This is a genomic window from Streptomyces microflavus (genome assembly GCF_014650075.1).
GTDB lineage: Bacteria > Actinomycetota > Actinomycetes > Streptomycetales > Streptomycetaceae > Streptomyces > Streptomyces microflavus.
The window spans coordinates 46504-64096 of record NZ_BMUG01000019.1; the positions used below are offsets into that span (position 1 = coordinate 46504).

A 17593-nucleotide genomic window follows, 5' to 3' on the forward strand; every position below is an offset into this window, starting at 1 on the left:
TAAGACCAGTACGGCCCCTCGGTCAAGCCGAGTTGAGGCACTTCCCGGCTGAATTCCGACTGCTCAGTACGGGGGAGCACCGCGCCTACCGTCGGTGACGAAACGGTTCACTCCCGCTGTCGAACCGGGCCCCTCCTGCCACGCGTACCCCTCCGTCAACTGGCGTACCAGGACGTCGGCGTAGGGGCGCGAAGGGTCCCCGGCGAAGTGCGTCTCCTCGGCGGTGGTCCACCCGTCCCAGAACTCCGTGAGCTCCGCGCCGTCCCGCGCCCTGCCGCGCCCCCAGGAGACCGACCGCCCCAGCTCCATCCAGCAGAGCGCCGCCAGCCACGGCCGCACCTCCGCCCGGCCCGCCCCGACGCCCTCGACCAGCACCACCGGTGCCGGGTCCAGGGTCCGCGCCGGACCGAAGCGCCGCTCGGTCCAGTCGTACGGGGCGTACCGGGCCTCCTCGCCGCGCGAGAGGGGCAGGAGCACCTGCTCCCGCAGCCGCCCCACCCAGCCGAACAGCTCCTCGTGGGTGGCGAGATCGTCCAGATGAAGCACCGGCGCACCTCCGAGGGCCGCCGCGAGCCGGGCGGCGAAGGTGCTCTTGCCGGACCCCGCGTGCCCGTCCACCGCGACGAGCCGGACCGGCCCGCAGGACGGCGGGAGCGAGCGCAGGGCGTCGGCGTGGCGGGCCAGGTCGTTCATGGTCCCAGGGTACGGGCCCGGCGCCGGCGGCCCCGGCCCACCGCAGGTCACGCCAGTGGTCCAGACCCATATTGGTGGCGCGGCGCAGGCCGAATCACTGGCCCGACCGAGCCGGGAGGCGGGATAGTTGGCGCACCGATCGGCATCCGCAGCCCCACTCCCACCCATGACCGGGGGTCTCGCCCATGACCAGTCCGACCTCACGCAGGACCGTCCTGACCGCCGCCGTCGCGGCGGCGGCAGGCGCCGGCGCCGCCGCATCCGCCGGACCCGCGGCGGCCGCGCCCGGATCGACGCCTTCCGTCCGGCCCTCCGCACCCCGGGCGGCAGCACCCCTCGTGGACAACCGCTTCTGGCACACGTACACCGACTGGCGCTGGGGCTCCGGCGACGGCACCCGGGTCCTCGCGGGCGTCCGCCCCGGCCTGCAGATCGCCACCCCGGCCGGCCGCACCGACTACACCGACCCGCACACCGGGAAGACGGCCGCCTGGGAGTACGCCACCTGGACCTCGCCCGTCCACCGCTCCGCGGTCCCCGCCACCGAGCTGATCACCTCCTGGAACGCCCGTACGCCCGCGGGCACCTGGATCGCGGTCGAGCTGGGCGCCACCTACGCGGACTCCACCGCCACCCCCTGGTTCGTGATGGGCCGCTGGGCCTCGGGCGACGGAGACATCCGCCGCACCTCGGTGGACGACCAGGGCGACCCGCACAGCTCCGTCTGGACCGACACCCTCTCCGTGGACGACGCGGCGAGCGGCGTACGGTTCGCCGCGTTCCGTATCCGCCTCACCCTGTACCGCACCCCCGGCAGTCGCCTCACCCCCACCGTCCGGCGCGTCGGCGCGATGGCCTCCGACATCCCCGACCGCTTCACGGTCCCGGCGAGCACCCCGGCCCACGCCCGCGAACTGCGGGTCCCGCGCTACTCCCAGAACGTCCACATCGGCCAGTACCCCGAGTACGACAACGGCGGCGAGGCGTGGTGCAGCCCCACCTCCTCGCAGATGATCGTCGAGTACTGGGGCCGCCGGCCCACCGCCGAGGACCTCGCCTGGGTCAGGCCGGGCCTGCCCGACCCCCAGGTCTGCCACGCCGCCCGCTACACCTACGACCACCAGTACGGCGGCTGCGGAAACTGGCCCTTCAACGCCGCCTACGCCGCCACCTACCGGGACCTGAACGCGGTCGTCACCCGCCTCAGCTCGCTCACCGACCTGGAGCGGCTTGTCCGCGCCGGAATCCCCGTCATCACCTCGCAGTCCTTCCTGGAGGCGGAGCTGCCCGGAGCGGGCTACGGGACGGCGGGCCATCTGATGACGGTGGTCGGCTTCACCCCCGAGGGCGATGTGATCGCCAACGACCCCGCGTCCCCGGACAACGCGGCGGTGCGCCGCGTCTACCCGCGGCGGGCCTGGGAGAACATCTGGCTCCGGACGAAGCGCTACGACGCGAGCGGCCGGGTCAGGAGCGGTACGGGCGGGGTCTGTTACGTCTTCTGGCCCTCGGGTCCGACGCCCGGACAGCGCAGCGTCCTGCGCTCGCTCGGTCTGCTGTGAGCGGGTCCGGCCCCCAGCCGCAGCGAGGCCAACGCGGCACAGGGGCAAGGGAGTTGCCGCGACTATCCGGTCGACCGGGAGGCCGGCGACCGGATCGGTGAGCTGCACCCCGGCATTGGGGAGTACGCGAAGGCGGACCGGCTGTTCCTGGGGCGGGCGGTGCGCCACCTGGCCGAGGAGCGGGGCATCCGGCAGTTCCTGGACATCGGGACGGGGCTGCCGAGCGCCGACAACACGCACGAGGTCGCCCAGCGCGTCGCCCCCGACACGCGGGTCGTCAGCCACCTCGTCCTGTCCCACACGGTCACGCACCCCGACATGCCGGACGTGGACGAGGCGGTGGCGTTCTGGAACGAGAACGGCACCCCGAAGCTCACACAGCGGACCCCGGCCGCCGTGGCGCGCTACTTCGACGGCTTGGAGCTGCTCGAACCAGGGGTGGTGTCCTGCTCCGCGTGGCGGCCGGAGAAGCCGGCGCCGGACGTTGCGATGTACGCGGGCGTCGACCGTAAGTGAAGCCACGGTGAGGCGCTCGACCGGGTGGTCCCGGCCGAGCGCCCCGTACCGGACCGTCAGGCGCTACGCCGTCGCCGGACCGCCCCCGCCACCACGTCGACCACGAGGAACCCGGCCAGGGTCACTCCCAGGAGCGGCAGCGCCCAGCCCAGGGCGATGACCGCAGGGATGCCCAGGACGAGGACCGGCAGCGGGAGCCGTCGCCACGCCCCGCGCTCGGGGGCCCGGCCGGCGAGGGCCCGGCGGTCGTCGCGAGTGGGACGCCGCTGCCACCACATGCGGTAACCCCAGACGATCACCGCCGTCAGGCCGAGCGCCACGAGCGCCAGCACGATCTGGTTGACGACCCCGAACAGCACGCCCATGTGCCCCTGCACGCCCAGCTTGCTGAGCTTGGACAGGGCCGGGTGGTCGGCCCAGTAGGTGCGTGCGGTGATCTCGCCGCCGCCGGCGACGTCCACGGCGACCCGGTCGTAGTGCACCGGCCAGACGTTGTCGTTCTGCGCCACGGTCCACGCGCTCGCCGCGTCCGCCGCGGGCGTGACCACCACCGTGCCGCCGAGACCCGCGGCCCGGGCCGCCGTGAGGGCGGCGTCGAAGCCGGCCGGGTCGGCGTCGGCCGCCTTGTCGCCGGAACCGCCGTGCTCAGCGTGTTCCGAGTGGTCCTCGGCGGGAGCCTCCGCCCCCGGGAGCGCGGTGTCGAGGGCCGGGGCGTTGCCGTTCGCCGCGTCCAGCAGCCGCCCGAACCGCTCACCCGCGTAACCCGACCAGGTCAGGCCGGTGGCGCTCAGGAAGAGAAGTGCCAGCGCGAGCCACACACCGGTGGCCGCGTGCCAGCTGCGGGTCCGGCGCACCCCACGGGCCTTGCGGTCCGGAAGCAGCACGCCCCGCGCCGACTTCGCACGCTGTCCCCGGCTGCGCCCGATCCACAGGACGAGGCCGCCCGCGACGGCCACCCACAGCCAGCTCGCTGCGACCTCGGAGTACAGGCGGCCGGTCTCGCCGAGGTGGAGGTTGCGGTGGAGGTCGTCGAGCCAGGTGGTGAGCGGTGTCGACCCGAACCAGGTCGTCAGCTCACCCCGTACCTCGGCGGTGTACGGGTCCACGAACACCGTGCGCTGGTTCTCGCCCAGCTCCGGCACCGCGAGCACCACCCGGGTGGTGTCCTCCGGGCCCGCCGGGGTGATCACCGACGCCGTGGTGCCCTCGGGGTACGCCGCCCGCGCGGCGGCTATCTGCTCCGCCAGCGGACGGGGCTCGTCCCCGACCCGCTCGACCCGCAGCCGGTCGCCGTACACGAACTGGTCGAGCTGGGGCGTGAAGGTGTAGGCCAGCCCGGTCACCGCGGCGACCAGCAGGAAGGGGGCGACGAGCACCCCGGCGTAGAAGTGCAGCCGGACCAGGAGGTGCCGTACGGCCTCCCAGGAGCGGGCCGGCCGCGGCTGGTCGGAGGCGGGTTTCGCGACGCCGTCGGGTCTGCCGGAGTCCGGTTCGCCCGTCGCTGTGCCGGTCGTGGTGCCGGTCGGATCGTGGTCGTTCTGCGGTATTTCTTCGGTGGTGTGAGACATGGGTGCTCCTCGGAGGGCAGGCCGCAGGGAGACTCCGTGGACCTGCCGGTGGGGGACCGGGTCCTGCCCGGGCGGTGGGAAGCGGTGGCGGCCGCGCCCTGACGGCTCCCGCACGCATGCCTCATGGACGCCCGATCACATCCGGCGTCCGAGGCTGGGTGGGGAGGCTGTCAGGCCACGGCCGCCGACGGCGGCCCACGCCGGTGGCGGGAGCGGGCGAGGAGCGCCCCGAACCGGATCCGCGCGACCACCGGCGGCGCCGGGCGCAGCCGGGGAAGGCAGGGGAGCGACGGCAGGGGCCGGAGGGCGACGCGGGGGACGACCAGGGCCGCGAGGCGTCGCAGCACCCGCTCGCCGTGGATCACGCAGAGGGCCGTGCCGAGCGTGGCCGCCCCGTGCGCCAGGGTCATCCCGGCGTCCATGACGTGCCCGCCGGAGTGCCCGGCCATGGGGTGCTCATGTCCGGCCGGCATGCCGGAGTGCTGGGCTCCGCCGGGCGCCTCCGAGAGGAAGTGGAAGGCGCCGTGCAGGGCGAACTGGGTGGAGCCCAGCACCAGCGTCACGACGTCGAAGCGGCGTCGCCGGCCGCCGAAGAGGAGCGCCCCCTGCACGCTCAGGGCGAGGAACAGGAGGGCGAGCACTCCCGCGCCGGGCAGCCGTCCGCCCGCCACGACATGGCTCACGGCACCGAGAAGCAGGCATGCGGAACCGCAGAGCAGGCCCCTGGCCGCTCGCGTCGGCCAGCCGCCCCGTGCACGCATGGAGACAAGGTAGCCATCCGCCGCGCACGCTCCGCCCCGGGGGCCTCCGGCGCTGTCTCTTCCCACGCGGTCTCTTCCCATGGGGCAGTAGTCGGCCAGATGGCCGAAAAAGTTCCCGTACGACTTCCCGTACGACTTCCCTGACGACTTCACGTACGGAATCCCGTACGAAGTTTTTGCCGGCTGTCCTGTGGCGTCGCCCACAGCGCCCCCGGCCCGCCTCGGCTCCACGGGCCCCGGAACCCTTGCCGTATCAGGGGACCGGGCCGTCCCCGGGCCGGCCGCGCCGTGACCCGTATCTCGTTTCGCGCCGCGCGCCGCGCTGGCACTGTGGTCGGGTCACGGGGGGACCTCAGCCGGAGCCCGACGAAGAGCGAGACGCCATGACCGCGACCACCGCCGCACAGAACGCCCACCACGCCCGCCGCGCCCGTACCGGGGGCCCGGACGACGACGGCCCCGGGCTGCTGGAGCACCTCGCGGGCTGGGCCCTCGTGGTCGTGCTCGCCATGTTCGTCACCCAGGCCGGGCTGATGTGACCCCGCCCCGGCCCCCGGAGCCGCGAAAGGGGTGGGGCGCCCGGCCGGCACCCCACCCCCGCGGTCCGCGTACTTCCGTGACCGGCTAGTCGATCGCCTTGATCAGCTCGCCGTTCTGGGTGTCACCGCTCAGCTCCCAGAAGAACGTGCCTCCCAGGTTCTGCTCGTTCTTGTACGTCATCTTGGTGCCGATGGTCTCCGGGGTGTCGTAGCTCCACCAGTCGTTCCCGCAGTGGGCGTACGCCGTACCGGCCACCGTGCCCGTGGCGGGGCAGCTGCTCTTGAGGACCTTGTAGTCCTCGATGCCCGCCTCGTACGTGCCCGCCGCCGCGCCGGTCGCGCTGCCACCCGGCTCGGACTGCGTGACACCGGTCCAGCCCCGGCCGTAGAAGCCGATGCCGAGCAGCAGCTTCTCCGACGGGATGCCCAGCGACTTCAGCTTGGAGATCGCGGCGTCGGAGTTGAAGCCCTCCGTCGGGATGCCCGGGTAGGACGTCAGCGGGGAGTGCGGGGCCGTGGGGCCCTGCGCCGCGAACGCGCCGAAGAAGTCGTACGTCATCGGGAGGTACCAGTCGAGGTGGGTCGCCGCCCCCGCGTAGTCCACCGCGTCGATCTTGCCGCCGTCGGACCCGTCCGCGGTGATCGCCGAAGTGATCAGGTTGTCGTTCCCGAAGCTCTTGCGGAGCTCGCCGAGCAGCTCGCCGTAGGCGTCCCGGCCGCTCGTGTCACAGGTGAGACCACAGGCGTTGGGGTACTCCCAGTCGATGTCGATGCCGTCGAAGACATCGGCCCACCGCGGGTCCTCGACCAGGTCGTAGCAGGACTGGGCGAAGGCGGCGGGGTTCTGCGCGGCCTCACCGAAGCCGCCCGACCAGCTCCAGCCGCCGAAGGACCAGAGGACCTTGAGGTCCGGGTGGAGCTCCTTGAGCTTGCGCAACTGGTTGAAGTTGCCGCGCAGTTCCTGGTCCCAGGTGTCGGCGACCCCGTCGACCGACTGCTCGGCGGTGTAGGCCTTCTCGTAGTCGGCGTACGCGTCACCGATCGTGCACTTGCCGTTCTGCACGTTGCCGAAGGCGTAGTTGATGTGGGTGAGCTTGTCCGCGGACCCCGACGTCTCGATGTTCTTGACGTGGTAATTGCGGTCGTACGTGCCCCAGTTGGTGAAGTATCCGATCACCTTGTCGCCGGCCGCAGTGGGGGCGGCCTCGGCGGCGGCGGGGGCCGCGGCCGGCTGTGCGGCGGGGGCCGCGCCTGCCGGGGATGTGCCGGCGACGCCGAGCAGGGTGGCGCCGAGCGCCGCCGTACAGGCGGCCGCGGCGAACGCCCGGAGCCGGGCGCGGGGACGGTGCAGTGTGAGCATCGTGGCTCCTCGTGGGGGAGGGCTGGTGCGTGGGGGGTGCCGGTCGAACTCCGGGCCGTACGCGCCCGGTTTGGCATGAACGCGGTAACGCGTTCGGTGGAACCGTAGAAGGACTAGACCAGTCGGGTCAATGGTTCGGACCAATTCGCCGATCTTCGGACCCCTCCATCCCCTCCGACCAGGCCGTTACCCCGTGACGGAAGGCATCCGATCGGGCATACTCAACCCGCTACAGCCGCTGACCCGCGCCCCCCGAGACCCGGGAGGGCAGGATCGGCTGGGCAGTCTGTTTTTCCCGGCTCCGTTCCGGGAGATCACCCGGCGGCGCCTCTCACACCCCGAGCGCGCGACCGTCGCAACGCCCGACAGGGAGGAGAGCGCCGTCATGTCCGACCGTGCCCCGCAGCCGGTGGAACGCCGTCTGCCCACCGAGGAGTCCCGGCAGCTCGTCGCGCTCGTCCGCGACATCGTGTCCAAGGAGATCGCTCCCCGAGCGGCCGAGGAGGAGGACGCGGGCCACTTCCCGCGCGAGGTGTTCACCCTCCTCTCCGAATCCGGCCTCCTCGGACTTCCCTACGGCTCCGCCCACGGCGGCGGCGACCAGCCCTACGAGGTCTACCTCCAGGTGCTGGAGGAGCTGGCCGCGGCCCGCCTCACCGTCGGCCTCGGCGTCAGCGTCCACTCCCTCGCCTGCCACGCACTCGCCGGATACGGCACCGAGGAGCAGCAGGCCGCGCACCTCCCCGCGATGCTCTCCGGGGGTCTGCTGGGCGCCTACTGCCTCTCCGAACCCGCCTCCGGCTCCGACGCCGCCTCCCTGCGCACCAAGGCCGTGCGCGACGGCGAGGACTGGGTCATCACCGGGACCAAGGCGTGGATCACCCACGGCGGCGTCGCCGACTTCTACACCGTGCTCGCCCGCACCGGCGTCGACGGCCCCCGCGGCATCACGGCCTTCCTCGTCCCGGGCGATGCCGAAGGTCTGAACGCGGCCCTCCCCGAGAAGAAGATGGGGATGAAGGGCTCGCCCACGGCCCAGCTCAACTTCGACGGCGTACGGGTTGGTGACGACCGCCGCATCGGCGAGGAGGGCCAGGGCTTCGCCATCGCCCTGTCCGCGCTCGACTCCGGGCGCCTGGGCATCGCGGCCTGTGCGATCGGGGTCGCCCAGGCGGCCCTGGACGAGGCCGTCCGGTACGCCACCGACCGCCGCCAGTTCGGCCGCCCCATCGCGGACTTCCAGGGGCTGCGCTTCATGCTCGCCGACATGGCCACCCAGATCGAGGCGGGCCGGGCGCTCTACCTGGAGGCGGCACGGCTGCGCGACGCGGGGGAACCCTTCTCCCGCCAGGCGGCCATGGCGAAGCTCTTCTGCACGGACGCGGCCATGCGGGTGACCACCGACGCCGTCCAGGTGCTCGGCGGCTACGGCTACACGCTCGACTTCCCGGTCGAGCGGCTGATGCGCGAGGCCAAGGTGCTGCAGATCGTGGAAGGCACCAACCAGATCCAGCGCATGGTCATCGCGCGCCACCTCGCGGGTCCGGAGACCCGCTGACCCGCAGCGGCCGGTCCGACCAGACGGGAAGCGCGGCGGCCTGGGTCCACTCCGGGTCGCGGTGGCCCGGCACGGTCCGGCCGCTGCTCCGCCAATGCCGCAGCAGGGCGCTGTAGATGGGCGGGTCGACGGGGGAGGCCATCGGTGAGTTCCCCGTCGACCGGGGCAGCGGCTGCGGTTGCGGAACCGATTCTTCGGGGGCCGGTGGAGCGAGACGGCGGCGACCCGAGCCGACTGGTGAATGCAGCGTCGTCATACGGGGTGAACGCGCCGGGGCGGGCCCGGGTCACTGCCACGCCGATCCGAGTGCCAGTTCGGCGGGTGCCCGCAGGAGTGCCGGCCCGGAGAACCGCACCGCCCGCACCACGCCGGACGGGCCGTCGTGGTGCGGGCAGAAGTGCACAGCGGGTCAGGAGCGGTTGCGTACGGGCCGGGGGCGGTGCCGCGCGAGTCCGTACGTACAAGGCCGGGAGCCGACGGCTCAGGCGGCCTCGCGCCGCATCAGGGGCACACGCAGCGGGCGGGAGCCCGGGCCGCCGGCGTGCGAGAAGGGCTGCATCCGCCAGTCGAGTCCCTGGGGGAGCGTCAGCAGCAGCGCCGCCTCCTGCTCCTGGGGCTCCAGCGTCTCGTCCGCGGGCCGGGCGTCCGCCACCACGCGGCCGGTGCCGGAGCAGACGGTGAGCACGAACGGGTTCCACGGGGTGGGGCACCGGGCGTGCTCAGGCAGGACGTCCTCGTCGGCCAGCAGTGCGATCGGCCGGGCGCAGTCCGGGCAGATCACCCGGAACATCTCGAACATGTCGTACACATCGGCGCCGTCGTCCTCGTCCGGATCGACAGGCTCCGGTTCGGTACGTCCGGTGAGCTTCAGGCTCTGCATGGGAATTCCCCCCTCGGGTGGGCCGGCAGGGCGCCACGGCCTCGACCACAGCAAGCACTTCCCCCCGCGCGTGGCCGGTAACCGCGAGGGACCCCGCTACCGACCCGTAGGTCTGTGGTGTTCGTCACATGCCCCCCGCAGGTGCCGTTCCGTGACCCGTACGACTGTGCCGACAGGCACCCGGGGCCATAGGTTGATCCGCATGGAGGAGCTGGACCGTCAGATTGTGGAGTTGCTCGTCAAGGACGGGCGGATGAGCTACACCGACCTGGGCAAGGCCACCGGCCTGTCCACCTCGGCCGTTCATCAGCGCGTCCGCCGGCTCGAGCAGCGCGGGGTGATCCGCGGCTATGCCGCGGTCGTCGACCCCGAGGCCGTCGGGCTGCCCCTCACCGCGTTCATCTCGGTGAAGCCGTTCGACCCCAGCGCACCCGACGACATCGCGGAGCGGCTCGCCGGGGTGCCGGAGCTGGAGGCCTGTCACAGCGTCGCCGGGGACGAGAACTACATCCTCAAGGTACGGGTCGCGACCCCGCTGGAGCTGGAGCACCTGCTCACCAGGATCCGTACGCTGGCCGGCGTCTCGACCCGGACGACCGTCGTCCTGTCCACCCCGTACGAGGCCCGGCCCCCGCGCGTCTGAGGGGCTGAGGGGGACCCGCGGGCCGGGCGGTCCCCGGCAGGCGCGAGACTGGTCCCATGACCGAGAGCACCGCCCCCCAGAGCGCCCCCGAACACCGCACCCTGCTGCTGCGCGGGGGAGACGTCCACAGCCCGGCCGACCCCTTCGCGACCGCGATGGTCGTCGAACGCGGGCATGTCGCCTGGGTGGGATCCGAAGGGGCCGCCGACGCCTTCGCCACCGGCGTCGACGAAGTCGTCGACCTGGAGGGCGCCCTGGTCACCCCGGCGTTCACCGACGCCCACGTCCACACCACCGCGACCGGCCTGGCCCTGACCGGACTCGACCTCTCCGGCGCCCGCACGCTCCCCGAAGCCCTCGGCCTCGTCCGTGCGTTCGCGAACCGGCACACCGCAACCGACGTCCTCCTCGGGCACGGCTGGGACGCCGCACGGTGGCCCGAGCAGCGCCACCCCTCGCGCGCCGAGCTCGACGAGGCGTCCGGCGGCCGGGCCCTGTACCTGCCCCGGATCGACGTGCACTCGGCCGTCGTCACGACCGCCCTGCTGGACCTCGTCCCGGGCGTCACCGCGATGGCCGGATACCACCCCGACGCGCCGCTGACCGGCGACGCCCACCACGCCGTACGCGCCGCCGCGCACGCCGCGCTCACCCCCGCGCAGCGGACCGCCGCCCAGCGCGCCGCGCTCGACCACGCCGCCTCCCTCGGCATCGGTGCCCTCCACGAGTGCGGCGGACCCGAGATCTCCGACGAGGAGGACTTCACCTCCCTCCTGGCCCTCGCCGCCGAGCGGCCCGGACCCCGGGTCTTCGGCCTCTGGGCCGAGGAGATCGCCGACGGGAAGGGGGCCCGCCGCATCCGGGACCTCGGCGCGATCGGAGCGGCCGGAGACCTCTTCGTCGACGGCTCCCTCGGCTCGCACACCGCCTGCCTCCACGAGCCGTACGCCGACGACCCGCAGACCGGCACCGCCCACCTGGACGCCGCCCGGATCGCCGCCCATGTCACCGCCTGCACCGAGGCCGGCCTCCAGGCGGGCTTCCACGCCATCGGCGACGCGGCCGTCACCGCCGTCGTGGAGGGCGTCAGGGCCGCCGCCGAGACGCTCGGCCTGGCCAGGATCCGCGCCGCCCGCCACCGGGTCGAGCACGCCGAGATGCTCACCCCCGAGACCGTCGCCGCCTTCGCCGAACTGGGCCTCACCGCCTCCGTCCAGCCCGCCTTCGACGCCGCGTGGGGCGGCCCCGAGGGCATGTACGCCCAGCGCCTGGGCGCCGAGCGGGCCGCGACCCTGAACCCGTACGCGGCACTCCTGCGCGCCGGAGTGCCGCTCGCCTTCGGCTCCGACAGCCCGGTCACCCCCCTCGACCCCTGGGGGACCGTGCGGGCCGCCGCCCACCACCGCACCCCCGAGCACCGCATCTCCGTCCGGGCCGGCTTCACCGCCCACACCCGGGGCGGCTGGCGGGCGATCGGCCGCGACGACGCGGGGCTCCTGGTGCCGGGCGCACCGGCCGACTACGCCGTCTGGCGGACCGCCGAACTCCTGGTCCAGGCCCCCGACGACCGGGTCGCCCGGTGGTCCACCGACCCCCGCTCCGGCACGCCCGGGCTGCCGGATCTGACACCCGGTGCCGAACTGCCGGTCTGCCTGCGGACGGTGGTCTCCGGACAAACGGTCTACGTACGACCGAACGAGTGACGTCGGAGGATTCCGTACCGCCGATCGATGGCCCGGGCACGTGTTCACGACCCGGGCGCCCCCGGCACTGACCAGGCGATTTGGGCAAAAGCCGCAGGTCGCGCGGGTGTTGACAGAACGCGCCCACGGGCCGGTAGGTTCGGCCGGGTCCACCACAGGACGTCCGACCGGTTAAACCTCCACGCAGTCGTCGAACGCCGCTGGGTCATGGGGTGGTGTGCCGCACCGGCCCACCACCACTGACAGCCAGGTTCAGCGCCCGCGCCTCGGGGGCGAGGGAAGGTTTCAGCCGGACGGAGGGTGCGACCCGGGTGGGGCCCGGACGTTCAGTAGACAACGGCTTTCGGTCGACCCGCAGCCAGCGGGTCCCAGGTCGGCCCGAAGGGCGCCGGGCCCCGATCCGCAGTCCCGCACGTGCCGTCACGTCGATCCGCACGTGCTTCTGTCCGCAGTTCCGTCCATCTGCCCGGCCTGTGCCACGCGACCACGCGACCGCAGCGGACTCCGGGGGCGGTCCGCTGGATATGGTGTCCCCCTGTGTACGGACTTTAAGGGGCAGCAGTGAACGACGGCGGTCAGAGGCAGTTCGGCCCGCTCGGCAAGGTCCTGGTGATCATTCCGACCTACAATGAGGTCGAGAACATCAGGCCGATCGTCGACCGGGTGCGCACGGCCGCGCCGGATGCCGACATCCTGGTGGCCGACGACAACAGCCCCGACGGCACCGGAAAGGCCGCCGACGAGATCGCGGCCGCCGACGAGCAGGTCCACGTCCTGCACCGCAAGGGCAAGGAAGGGCTCGGCGCCGCCTACCTCGCGGGCTTCGGCTGGGGCGCCGAGCACGGCTACGGCGTCCTCGTCGAGATGGACGCCGACGGCTCCCACCAGCCCGAGGAGCTGCCCCGGCTGCTCACCGCGCTCAAGGGCGCCGACCTCGTCCTCGGCTCCCGCTGGGTGCCCGGCGGCCGGGTCGTCAACTGGCCCAAGAGCCGCGAGGTCATCTCCCGGGGCGGCAGCCTCTACTCCCGCCTCGCCCTCGGCCTCTCCGTCCGCGACGTCACCGGCGGCTACCGGGCCTTCCGGACCGAGACCCTGGAGGGCCTCGGACTCGACGAGGTCGCATCGCAGGGGTACTGCTTCCAGGTCGACCTGGCCCGCCGCTCCGTGGAGGCCGGCTACCACGTGGTCGAGGTGCCCATCACCTTCGTGGACCGCGAGATCGGCGACTCCAAGATGAGCCGGGACATCCTGGTCGAGGCGCTGTGGCGGGTCACCGGCTGGGGCATCACCTCCCGCGCCAACAAGGTCCTGGGCCGTAAGAAACCCTGACCCTCCACGGACGTACGGGCCGGTCCATGATCACCCCCTTACGCCGCTTCCACCTCCGTACGGGCACACTGGATGCATGACGACCGGCACTCCGCCCCCGACCCGTCCCCGGCGCTCGCGCGCCCGTAGATTTCTGCCGCTGGCCCTCGCCGCCTGGCTGGTCCTGGAGATCTGGCTCCTGACCATGGTCGCCTCGGCCGCCGGCGGGCTCACGCTCCTGCTGATCCTGGTGGCCGGGGCGGTGCTCGGCACCGTGGTGATCAAGCGCGCCGGACGCCGCGCCTTCAAGAACCTGACCGAGACCCTCCAGCAGATGCCGGGGCAGCCCGGCGCCACCGAAGCCCCCCAGGTCACCGGAGGCAAGGGTGGCAAGGGCAACGGACTGCTGATGCTCGGCGGGCTGCTGCTCCTGATCCCCGGTCTGATCTCGGACGCGGCCGGTCTGCTCCTGCTGGTGCCGCCCGTCCGCACCCTGATCGGCCGCCGGGCGGAGCGGTCCCTGGAACGCCGGATGCGGGCCGCGTCCCCCGGCAGCCTGTCGGACGCCTTCCAGCAGGCCCGGATGCACCGCCCGGACGGAAAGGTCGTCCAGGGAGAGGTCATCCGCGAGGACGGCACGCAGCCCCCCTCCGGCCCGGAAGACGACCCCCGGGGCCCACGCCCGCCCCTCACGCCCTGACGCCGGACGCGTCAAGAGGCCTGACGCCGGACGCGCCAGGAGCCCTGTTGCCGGACACGGCGCAAGAGCCCTGACGCCGGACATGCCAAGAGCCGCGGGCCGTGACACACGTTCTGTGTCACGGCCCGCGGCTCTTGTGCTGTGCTGTTGTCGCGCTCGATGCGATGGTTACGCGGAGTGCGGTGGTGCTACGCGGTCAGGCAGACTTCCTGCTGTCCCGCGGGTGCACGGCGATGTTCATGGCTCCGGAGCGCAGAACCGCCAGCCTCTCGGCCAGCACCTCCTCCAGCTCCTCGCGGGTGCGCCGCTCCATGAGCATGTCCCAGTGCGTACGCGCAGGCTTGCCCTTCTTCTCCTCGGGGCCATCCCCGTCCACCAGGAGTGCCTGGGCGCCACACGCCTTGCACTCCCACTCCGGCGGAATTTCCGCCTCTACCGAGAACGGCATCTCGAATCGATGTCCGTTCTGGCATGCGTACTCCACCGCCTGGCGCGGGGCCAGATCGATGCCGCGGTCCGTCTCGTAGCTGGTAACCACAAGTCGCGTGCCGCGAAGAGCTCGCTCACTCATGAATCGTGCCTCCCGGGCTTGTCGCCCACAGGACAAAATGTCGCTGTCGTCGTCATCCGGTCAACGTCCGGTCGCTGGCAAAGATTCCCGTCGCCGGTCATGCGTCGCCCGTTCGTGCCGCTGCTTTATCTGGGTTGAGTACCCAACCTTGCCCGGTTTGTCACCTCTGGTGGGCGTTGTCACCCAACGGTCGAGCTGCTTCCACTCGCAGTAACGGTCCTCCGGGCAGGCCAAAGGCGTACACTACCGGCCTTTGACTTCAACGTCTAAATCCTTTCCGGTACGGGATTGCCCGCGGCCGCGATCGCACGCCGTACCGGGACCCGCGCGAGCAGCACGGCACCGAGGGCGAAGAACACGATCAGGGAGATGATCGCCTCCCGGTAGCTGCCGGTCAGCTGGTACGCCAGACCGAACACCAGGGGCCCCAGCCAGCTCAGTCCGCGGTCGCTCATCTCGTAGGCCGAGAAGTACTCCGCCTCCTTGCCGCGCGGCACCAGATGGGAGAAGAGCGACCGGGAGAGGGCCTGGCTGCCGCCCAGCACCAGTCCGATGGCCGCCGCGAGAACGAAGAAGAAGACGGGCGCGTCGGCGGGCAGCAGATAGGCGGAGATCAGGATCGCGGTCCACACGACGAGCGAGCCCAGGATCGTGCGCTTGGCGCCGTACACCCGGGCGAGCCGGCCCATGCCGAGCGCCCCCGCCACGGCCAGGATCTGTACCAGCAGTACGGCGACGATCAGGGTCGTCTGGTCCAGGCCCAGCTCCTCGGAGCCGTACAGCGAGGCCTGGGAGATCACCGTCTGGATGCCGTCGTTGTAGACGAGGTAGGCGAGCAGGAACGAGAGCGTCAGCGGATGGCGCCGCATGTCCTTGAGGGTCGCCATCAGCTGCTTCCAGCCGGAGCCGACCGCCCCCTCACCGTCCGGTGCCACCCGTCGGTCGCGCAGCCGGCGCAGCGGTACGAGGGTGAACGCGCCCCACCACACACCGGCCGAGGCCAGACAGATCCGTACCGCGTCCGATTCCGCGAGCCCGAAGGACTCATGGCCGGTGTAGAGGATCAGGTTGAGGACGAGGACCAGGGCGCCCGAGGTGTAGCCGAAGGCCCAGCCGCGCGAGGAGACCGAGTCCCGCTCCTCCGGCTCGGCGATCTGCGGCAGATAGGCGTTGTACAGGACCATCGACACGGAGATCGACGCGTTCGCCACGATCAGCAGGAACGCGCCCAGCAGATAGCGGTGGCCGTCCAGGAAGAACATCCCCGCTGTCGCCGCGGCACCTGTATAGGCGGCCGCCGCAAGCAGCGGCTTCTTACGGCCCGTACGGTCCGCCGCCGCGCCCACGATCGGCATCAGGATGACGGCCACCACGATGGAGGCCGAGACGGAGTACGCGAACAGCGAGCCCGCGCGCACCGGTATGCCCAGCGGGTGCACGAAACCGTCGGGGTCGGCGGCGGCCTTGGCGATCGACGTCAGATAGGGACCGAGGAAGACAGTCAGCACGCTGGTGGAGTAGACGGAACAGGCGAAGTCGTAGAAGTACCAGCCGTGCTGCTCGCGCTTGCGGGCGGCAGCCGTCCCGTCGCCCGGCGGCTTTCCGGCCGGATCGGCCCATCCTGTGGTCCCGGTGCTCATCCCGCGCCCCCTCGGTCGTCGCGTGCGGACGCGGACGGGCCCGGCGTCAGGCCCAGGCCCCTCGCTCGCTCAGCACCGTACGCAGCGTCTCGATGTGATCGGTCATGATGCCATCCACCCCGAGGTCCAGGAGGGCCGCCATCCGTCCGGGTTCGTTGACCGTCCAGACGTGCACCTGGAGCCCGAGCGCGTGCGCGGTGCGGACGAAGCGGGCGTCGACCACCGGGATGCCGCCCTGGCGCTCCGGAACCTGCGCGCAGACCGCGCCCGAGCGCAGCGCCGCCGGGATCCCGTACGAGCGCAGCCGCAGCCCCAGGACCCCGCGCACCCCGTACGAGGTGGCCAGGCGCGGGCCCGCCAGGCGGTGCGCGCGGGCCACCCGGGCCTCCGAGAACGAGCCGACGCAGATCCGGTCCCAGGCGCCGGTCCTGCGGATCAGCTCCAGGAGGGGTTCCAGCGCCGGTTCCGCCTTGACGTCCACGTTCCAGCGGGCCTCGGGGAACTCCTCCAGCAGCTCCTCGAAGAGGGGGAGCGGTTCGGTGCCGCCCACCCGGGCCCGGCGCACCTCGCTCCACGGCAGTGCGGAGATCCTGCCCGTGGCGTCGGTGACCCGGTCCAGCGTCGGGTCGTGGAAGGCGACGAGACGGCCGTCCGCCGTGGTGTGGACGTCGGTCTCGAAGTAGCGGTAGCCCGCCGCTGCCGCCCGGCGGAAGGCGGCCGCGGTGTTCTCCACCCCGTCCGCCGCACCGCCGCGATGGGCGAAGGCAATGGGTGTCGCGTGATCCAGATAGGGGTGGCGGCTCGGTTTCACTGCGGCAGTATGGCCTGCCCGGATGGAGGGGTGGCAACGGGGTCGGGTCCGGCGGGAGGCGCGGGGGTGACGGTGGCCGTGGCGGGCGCGGGGAGTTCGAAGACCCGCAGGAAGAGCTGGGCCAGCGGGCCGATCGCCAGCGCGTAGAGGACCGTACCGGCCCCGAGCGAGCCGCCCAGCAGGAAGCCGGTGACGACGACGGCCACCTCGATCGCCGTACGGACCAGCCGGATGGAGCGGCCCGTGACCCGGTTCAGGCCGGTCATCAGCCCGTCGCGCGGACCGGGGCCGAAGCGGGCCGAGATGTAGAGGCCGGTCGCCACCCCGTTGAGCACGATGCCCAGGACCATCACCGGGATCCGGATCCCGAAGCCGTCGAGGCCGCCGACGAGGGCGAGCGTCCCGTCCATCGCCAGGCCGACCACGAAGACGTTCGAGACGGTGCCGAGCCCCGGGCGCTGCCGCAGCGGGATCCACAGCAGCAGCACGATCGCGCCGACGATGATCGAGACGACGCCGATCGAGATACCGGTCAGTTCCGTGAGGCCCTGGTGCAGGACGCCCCACGGCTCCAGACCGAGTCCGGCGCGGACCAGGAGCGCCGAGCTCGCTCCGTACAGCGCCAGACCGGCGTAGAGCTGGACCAGCCGCCGGGTGAGGTGGGTGGTGCTCCGGGCGGTGGTGTCGGACACGTGCTGCCCCCTGGTGTGGTGGTAGTGGACTGCTGCATGTCACCCTGTGGCAGGGGATCGGCCACCAACCATGGCCAATTCGAGGAAG

The 17593-nt window shown here is 72.4% G+C and carries 16 protein-coding genes and 1 pseudogene; 8 read left to right on the top strand and 9 right to left on the bottom strand.

Going from position 1 to position 17593, the window contains the following annotated elements; genetic code table 11:
- Nucleotides 1-63: 63 nt before the first annotated feature.
- On the bottom strand, nt 64-693 hold the full coding sequence (locus IE264_RS36250; RefSeq protein WP_032760525.1) for a uridine kinase family protein: 630 nt from the start codon (nt 691-693) through the stop codon (nt 64-66).
- Between the two features lie 185 nt (nt 694-878).
- Between IE264_RS36250 and IE264_RS36255 the strand changes: the two genes are divergently transcribed.
- The gene (locus IE264_RS36255; protein WP_032760528.1) at nt 879-2255 is read left to right on the top strand and encodes a C39 family peptidase; all 1377 of its coding nucleotides are present in this window, start codon (nt 879-881) and stop codon (nt 2253-2255) included.
- Nucleotides 2256-2303: 48 nt separating this feature from the next.
- Nucleotides 2304-2771: pseudogene (locus IE264_RS36260) on the top strand (SAM-dependent methyltransferase); the annotation flags it as partial.
- Between the two features lie 56 nt (nt 2772-2827).
- Here the strand turns inward: IE264_RS36260 and IE264_RS36265 are convergent.
- Nucleotides 2828-4339, bottom strand: a complete 1512-nt coding sequence (locus IE264_RS36265) for a PepSY-associated TM helix domain-containing protein (RefSeq protein WP_032760529.1) — start codon at nt 4337-4339, stop codon at nt 2828-2830.
- A 170-nt stretch (nt 4340-4509) separates the two neighbouring features.
- Nucleotides 4510-5100: a hypothetical protein gene (locus tag IE264_RS36270; protein ID WP_032760531.1), complete on the bottom strand. Its 591-nt coding sequence runs from the start codon at nt 5098-5100 to the stop codon at nt 4510-4512.
- 383 nt (nt 5101-5483) lie between these two features.
- Here IE264_RS36270 and IE264_RS36275 point away from each other — a divergent pair, with 383 nt between their 5' ends.
- Nucleotides 5484-5639: an SCO1431 family membrane protein gene (locus tag IE264_RS36275; protein ID WP_106973160.1), complete on the top strand. Its 156-nt coding sequence runs from the start codon at nt 5484-5486 to the stop codon at nt 5637-5639.
- A gap of 85 nt (nt 5640-5724) precedes the next feature.
- On the opposite strand, the gene IE264_RS36280 is transcribed toward IE264_RS36275, so the two are convergent.
- Nucleotides 5725-6999 carry a glycoside hydrolase family 18 protein gene (locus IE264_RS36280; protein ID WP_032760533.1) on the bottom strand — a complete coding sequence of 425 codons (1275 nt, stop codon included), beginning with the start codon at nt 6997-6999 and terminating at the stop codon, nt 5725-5727.
- A gap of 385 nt (nt 7000-7384) precedes the next feature.
- Here IE264_RS36280 and IE264_RS36285 point away from each other — a divergent pair, with 385 nt between their 5' ends.
- Nucleotides 7385-8557, top strand: coding sequence for an acyl-CoA dehydrogenase family protein (locus tag IE264_RS36285; RefSeq protein WP_015607308.1), 1173 nt, complete (start codon nt 7385-7387; stop codon nt 8555-8557).
- Nucleotides 8558-9038: 481 nt separating this feature from the next.
- Here IE264_RS36285 and IE264_RS36290 read toward each other — a convergent pair whose 3' ends face one another.
- Nucleotides 9039-9437 carry a hypothetical protein gene (locus IE264_RS36290; RefSeq protein ID WP_015607306.1) on the bottom strand — a complete coding sequence of 133 codons (399 nt, stop codon included), beginning with the start codon at nt 9435-9437 and terminating at the stop codon, nt 9039-9041.
- 202 nt (nt 9438-9639) lie between these two features.
- Between IE264_RS36290 and IE264_RS36295 the strand changes: the two genes are divergently transcribed.
- The 4 genes from IE264_RS36295 to fxsA all read left to right on the top strand — a co-directional run bounded on the left by IE264_RS36295 (nt 9640) and on the right by fxsA (nt 13791).
- Nucleotides 9640-10080, top strand: a complete 441-nt coding sequence (locus IE264_RS36295) for an Lrp/AsnC family transcriptional regulator (protein ID WP_015607305.1) — start codon at nt 9640-9642, stop codon at nt 10078-10080.
- 56 nt (nt 10081-10136) lie between these two features.
- Nucleotides 10137-11783 (top strand): amidohydrolase, encoded by a 1647-nt coding sequence (locus IE264_RS36300; RefSeq protein ID WP_032760535.1) that lies wholly within the window; start codon nt 10137-10139, stop codon nt 11781-11783.
- Between the two features lie 561 nt (nt 11784-12344).
- Nucleotides 12345-13112 (top strand): polyprenol monophosphomannose synthase, encoded by a 768-nt coding sequence (locus tag IE264_RS36305; RefSeq protein ID WP_032760537.1) that lies wholly within the window; start codon nt 12345-12347, stop codon nt 13110-13112.
- Between the two features lie 76 nt (nt 13113-13188).
- Complete coding sequence (gene fxsA, locus IE264_RS36310) at nt 13189-13791, top strand: FxsA family membrane protein (RefSeq protein WP_032760540.1); 603 nt, start codon at nt 13189-13191, stop codon at nt 13789-13791.
- Between the two features lie 196 nt (nt 13792-13987).
- Here fxsA and IE264_RS36315 read toward each other — a convergent pair whose 3' ends face one another.
- The 4 genes from IE264_RS36315 to yczE form a co-directional block, all read right to left on the bottom strand.
- Complete coding sequence (locus tag IE264_RS36315; RefSeq protein ID WP_003959706.1) at nt 13988-14362, bottom strand: RNA polymerase-binding protein RbpA; 375 nt, start codon at nt 14360-14362, stop codon at nt 13988-13990.
- A 266-nt stretch (nt 14363-14628) separates the two neighbouring features.
- Entirely contained in the window at nt 14629-16002 is a 1374-nt protein-coding gene (locus IE264_RS36320; RefSeq protein WP_032760542.1) for an MFS transporter, read from the bottom strand.
- A 46-nt stretch (nt 16003-16048) separates the two neighbouring features.
- Nucleotides 16049-16813 (bottom strand): glycerophosphodiester phosphodiesterase family protein, encoded by a 765-nt coding sequence (locus IE264_RS36325; RefSeq protein WP_032760544.1) that lies wholly within the window; start codon nt 16811-16813, stop codon nt 16049-16051.
- The gene (gene yczE / locus IE264_RS36330; protein ID WP_015607299.1) at nt 16810-17505 is read right to left on the bottom strand and encodes a membrane protein YczE; all 696 of its coding nucleotides are present in this window, start codon (nt 17503-17505) and stop codon (nt 16810-16812) included. The genes IE264_RS36325 and yczE overlap by 4 nt, the downstream gene beginning before the upstream one ends.
- Between the last annotated feature and the right edge of the window lie 88 nt (nt 17506-17593).

Excerpts from the sequence above, each read along its gene's own strand:
- IE264_RS36285 (WP_015607308.1), top strand. The coding sequence starts at position 7,385 with ATGTCCGACCGTGCCCCGCAGCCGGTGGAACGCCGTCTGCCCACCGAG.
- IE264_RS36255 (WP_032760528.1), top strand. The coding sequence starts at position 879 with ATGACCAGTCCGACCTCACGCAGGACCGTCCTGACCGCCGCCGTCGCG.
- fxsA (WP_032760540.1), top strand. The coding sequence starts at position 13,189 with ATGACGACCGGCACTCCGCCCCCGACCCGTCCCCGGCGCTCGCGCGCC.
- IE264_RS36290 (WP_015607306.1), bottom strand. The coding sequence starts at position 9,437 with ATGCAGAGCCTGAAGCTCACCGGACGTACCGAACCGGAGCCTGTCGAT.
- IE264_RS36275 (WP_106973160.1), top strand. The coding sequence starts at position 5,484 with ATGACCGCGACCACCGCCGCACAGAACGCCCACCACGCCCGCCGCGCC.
- IE264_RS36250 (WP_032760525.1), bottom strand. The coding sequence starts at position 693 with ATGAACGACCTGGCCCGCCACGCCGACGCCCTGCGCTCGCTCCCGCCG.
- IE264_RS36315 (WP_003959706.1), bottom strand. The coding sequence starts at position 14,362 with ATGAGTGAGCGAGCTCTTCGCGGCACGCGACTTGTGGTTACCAGCTAC.
- IE264_RS36280 (WP_032760533.1), bottom strand. The coding sequence starts at position 6,999 with ATGCTCACACTGCACCGTCCCCGCGCCCGGCTCCGGGCGTTCGCCGCG.
- IE264_RS36270 (WP_032760531.1), bottom strand. The coding sequence starts at position 5,100 with ATGCGTGCACGGGGCGGCTGGCCGACGCGAGCGGCCAGGGGCCTGCTC.
- IE264_RS36320 (WP_032760542.1), bottom strand. The coding sequence starts at position 16,002 with ATGAGCACCGGGACCACAGGATGGGCCGATCCGGCCGGAAAGCCGCCG.
- IE264_RS36265 (WP_032760529.1), bottom strand. The coding sequence starts at position 4,339 with ATGTCTCACACCACCGAAGAAATACCGCAGAACGACCACGATCCGACC.
- IE264_RS36300 (WP_032760535.1), top strand. The coding sequence starts at position 10,137 with ATGACCGAGAGCACCGCCCCCCAGAGCGCCCCCGAACACCGCACCCTG.
- IE264_RS36295 (WP_015607305.1), top strand. The coding sequence starts at position 9,640 with ATGGAGGAGCTGGACCGTCAGATTGTGGAGTTGCTCGTCAAGGACGGG.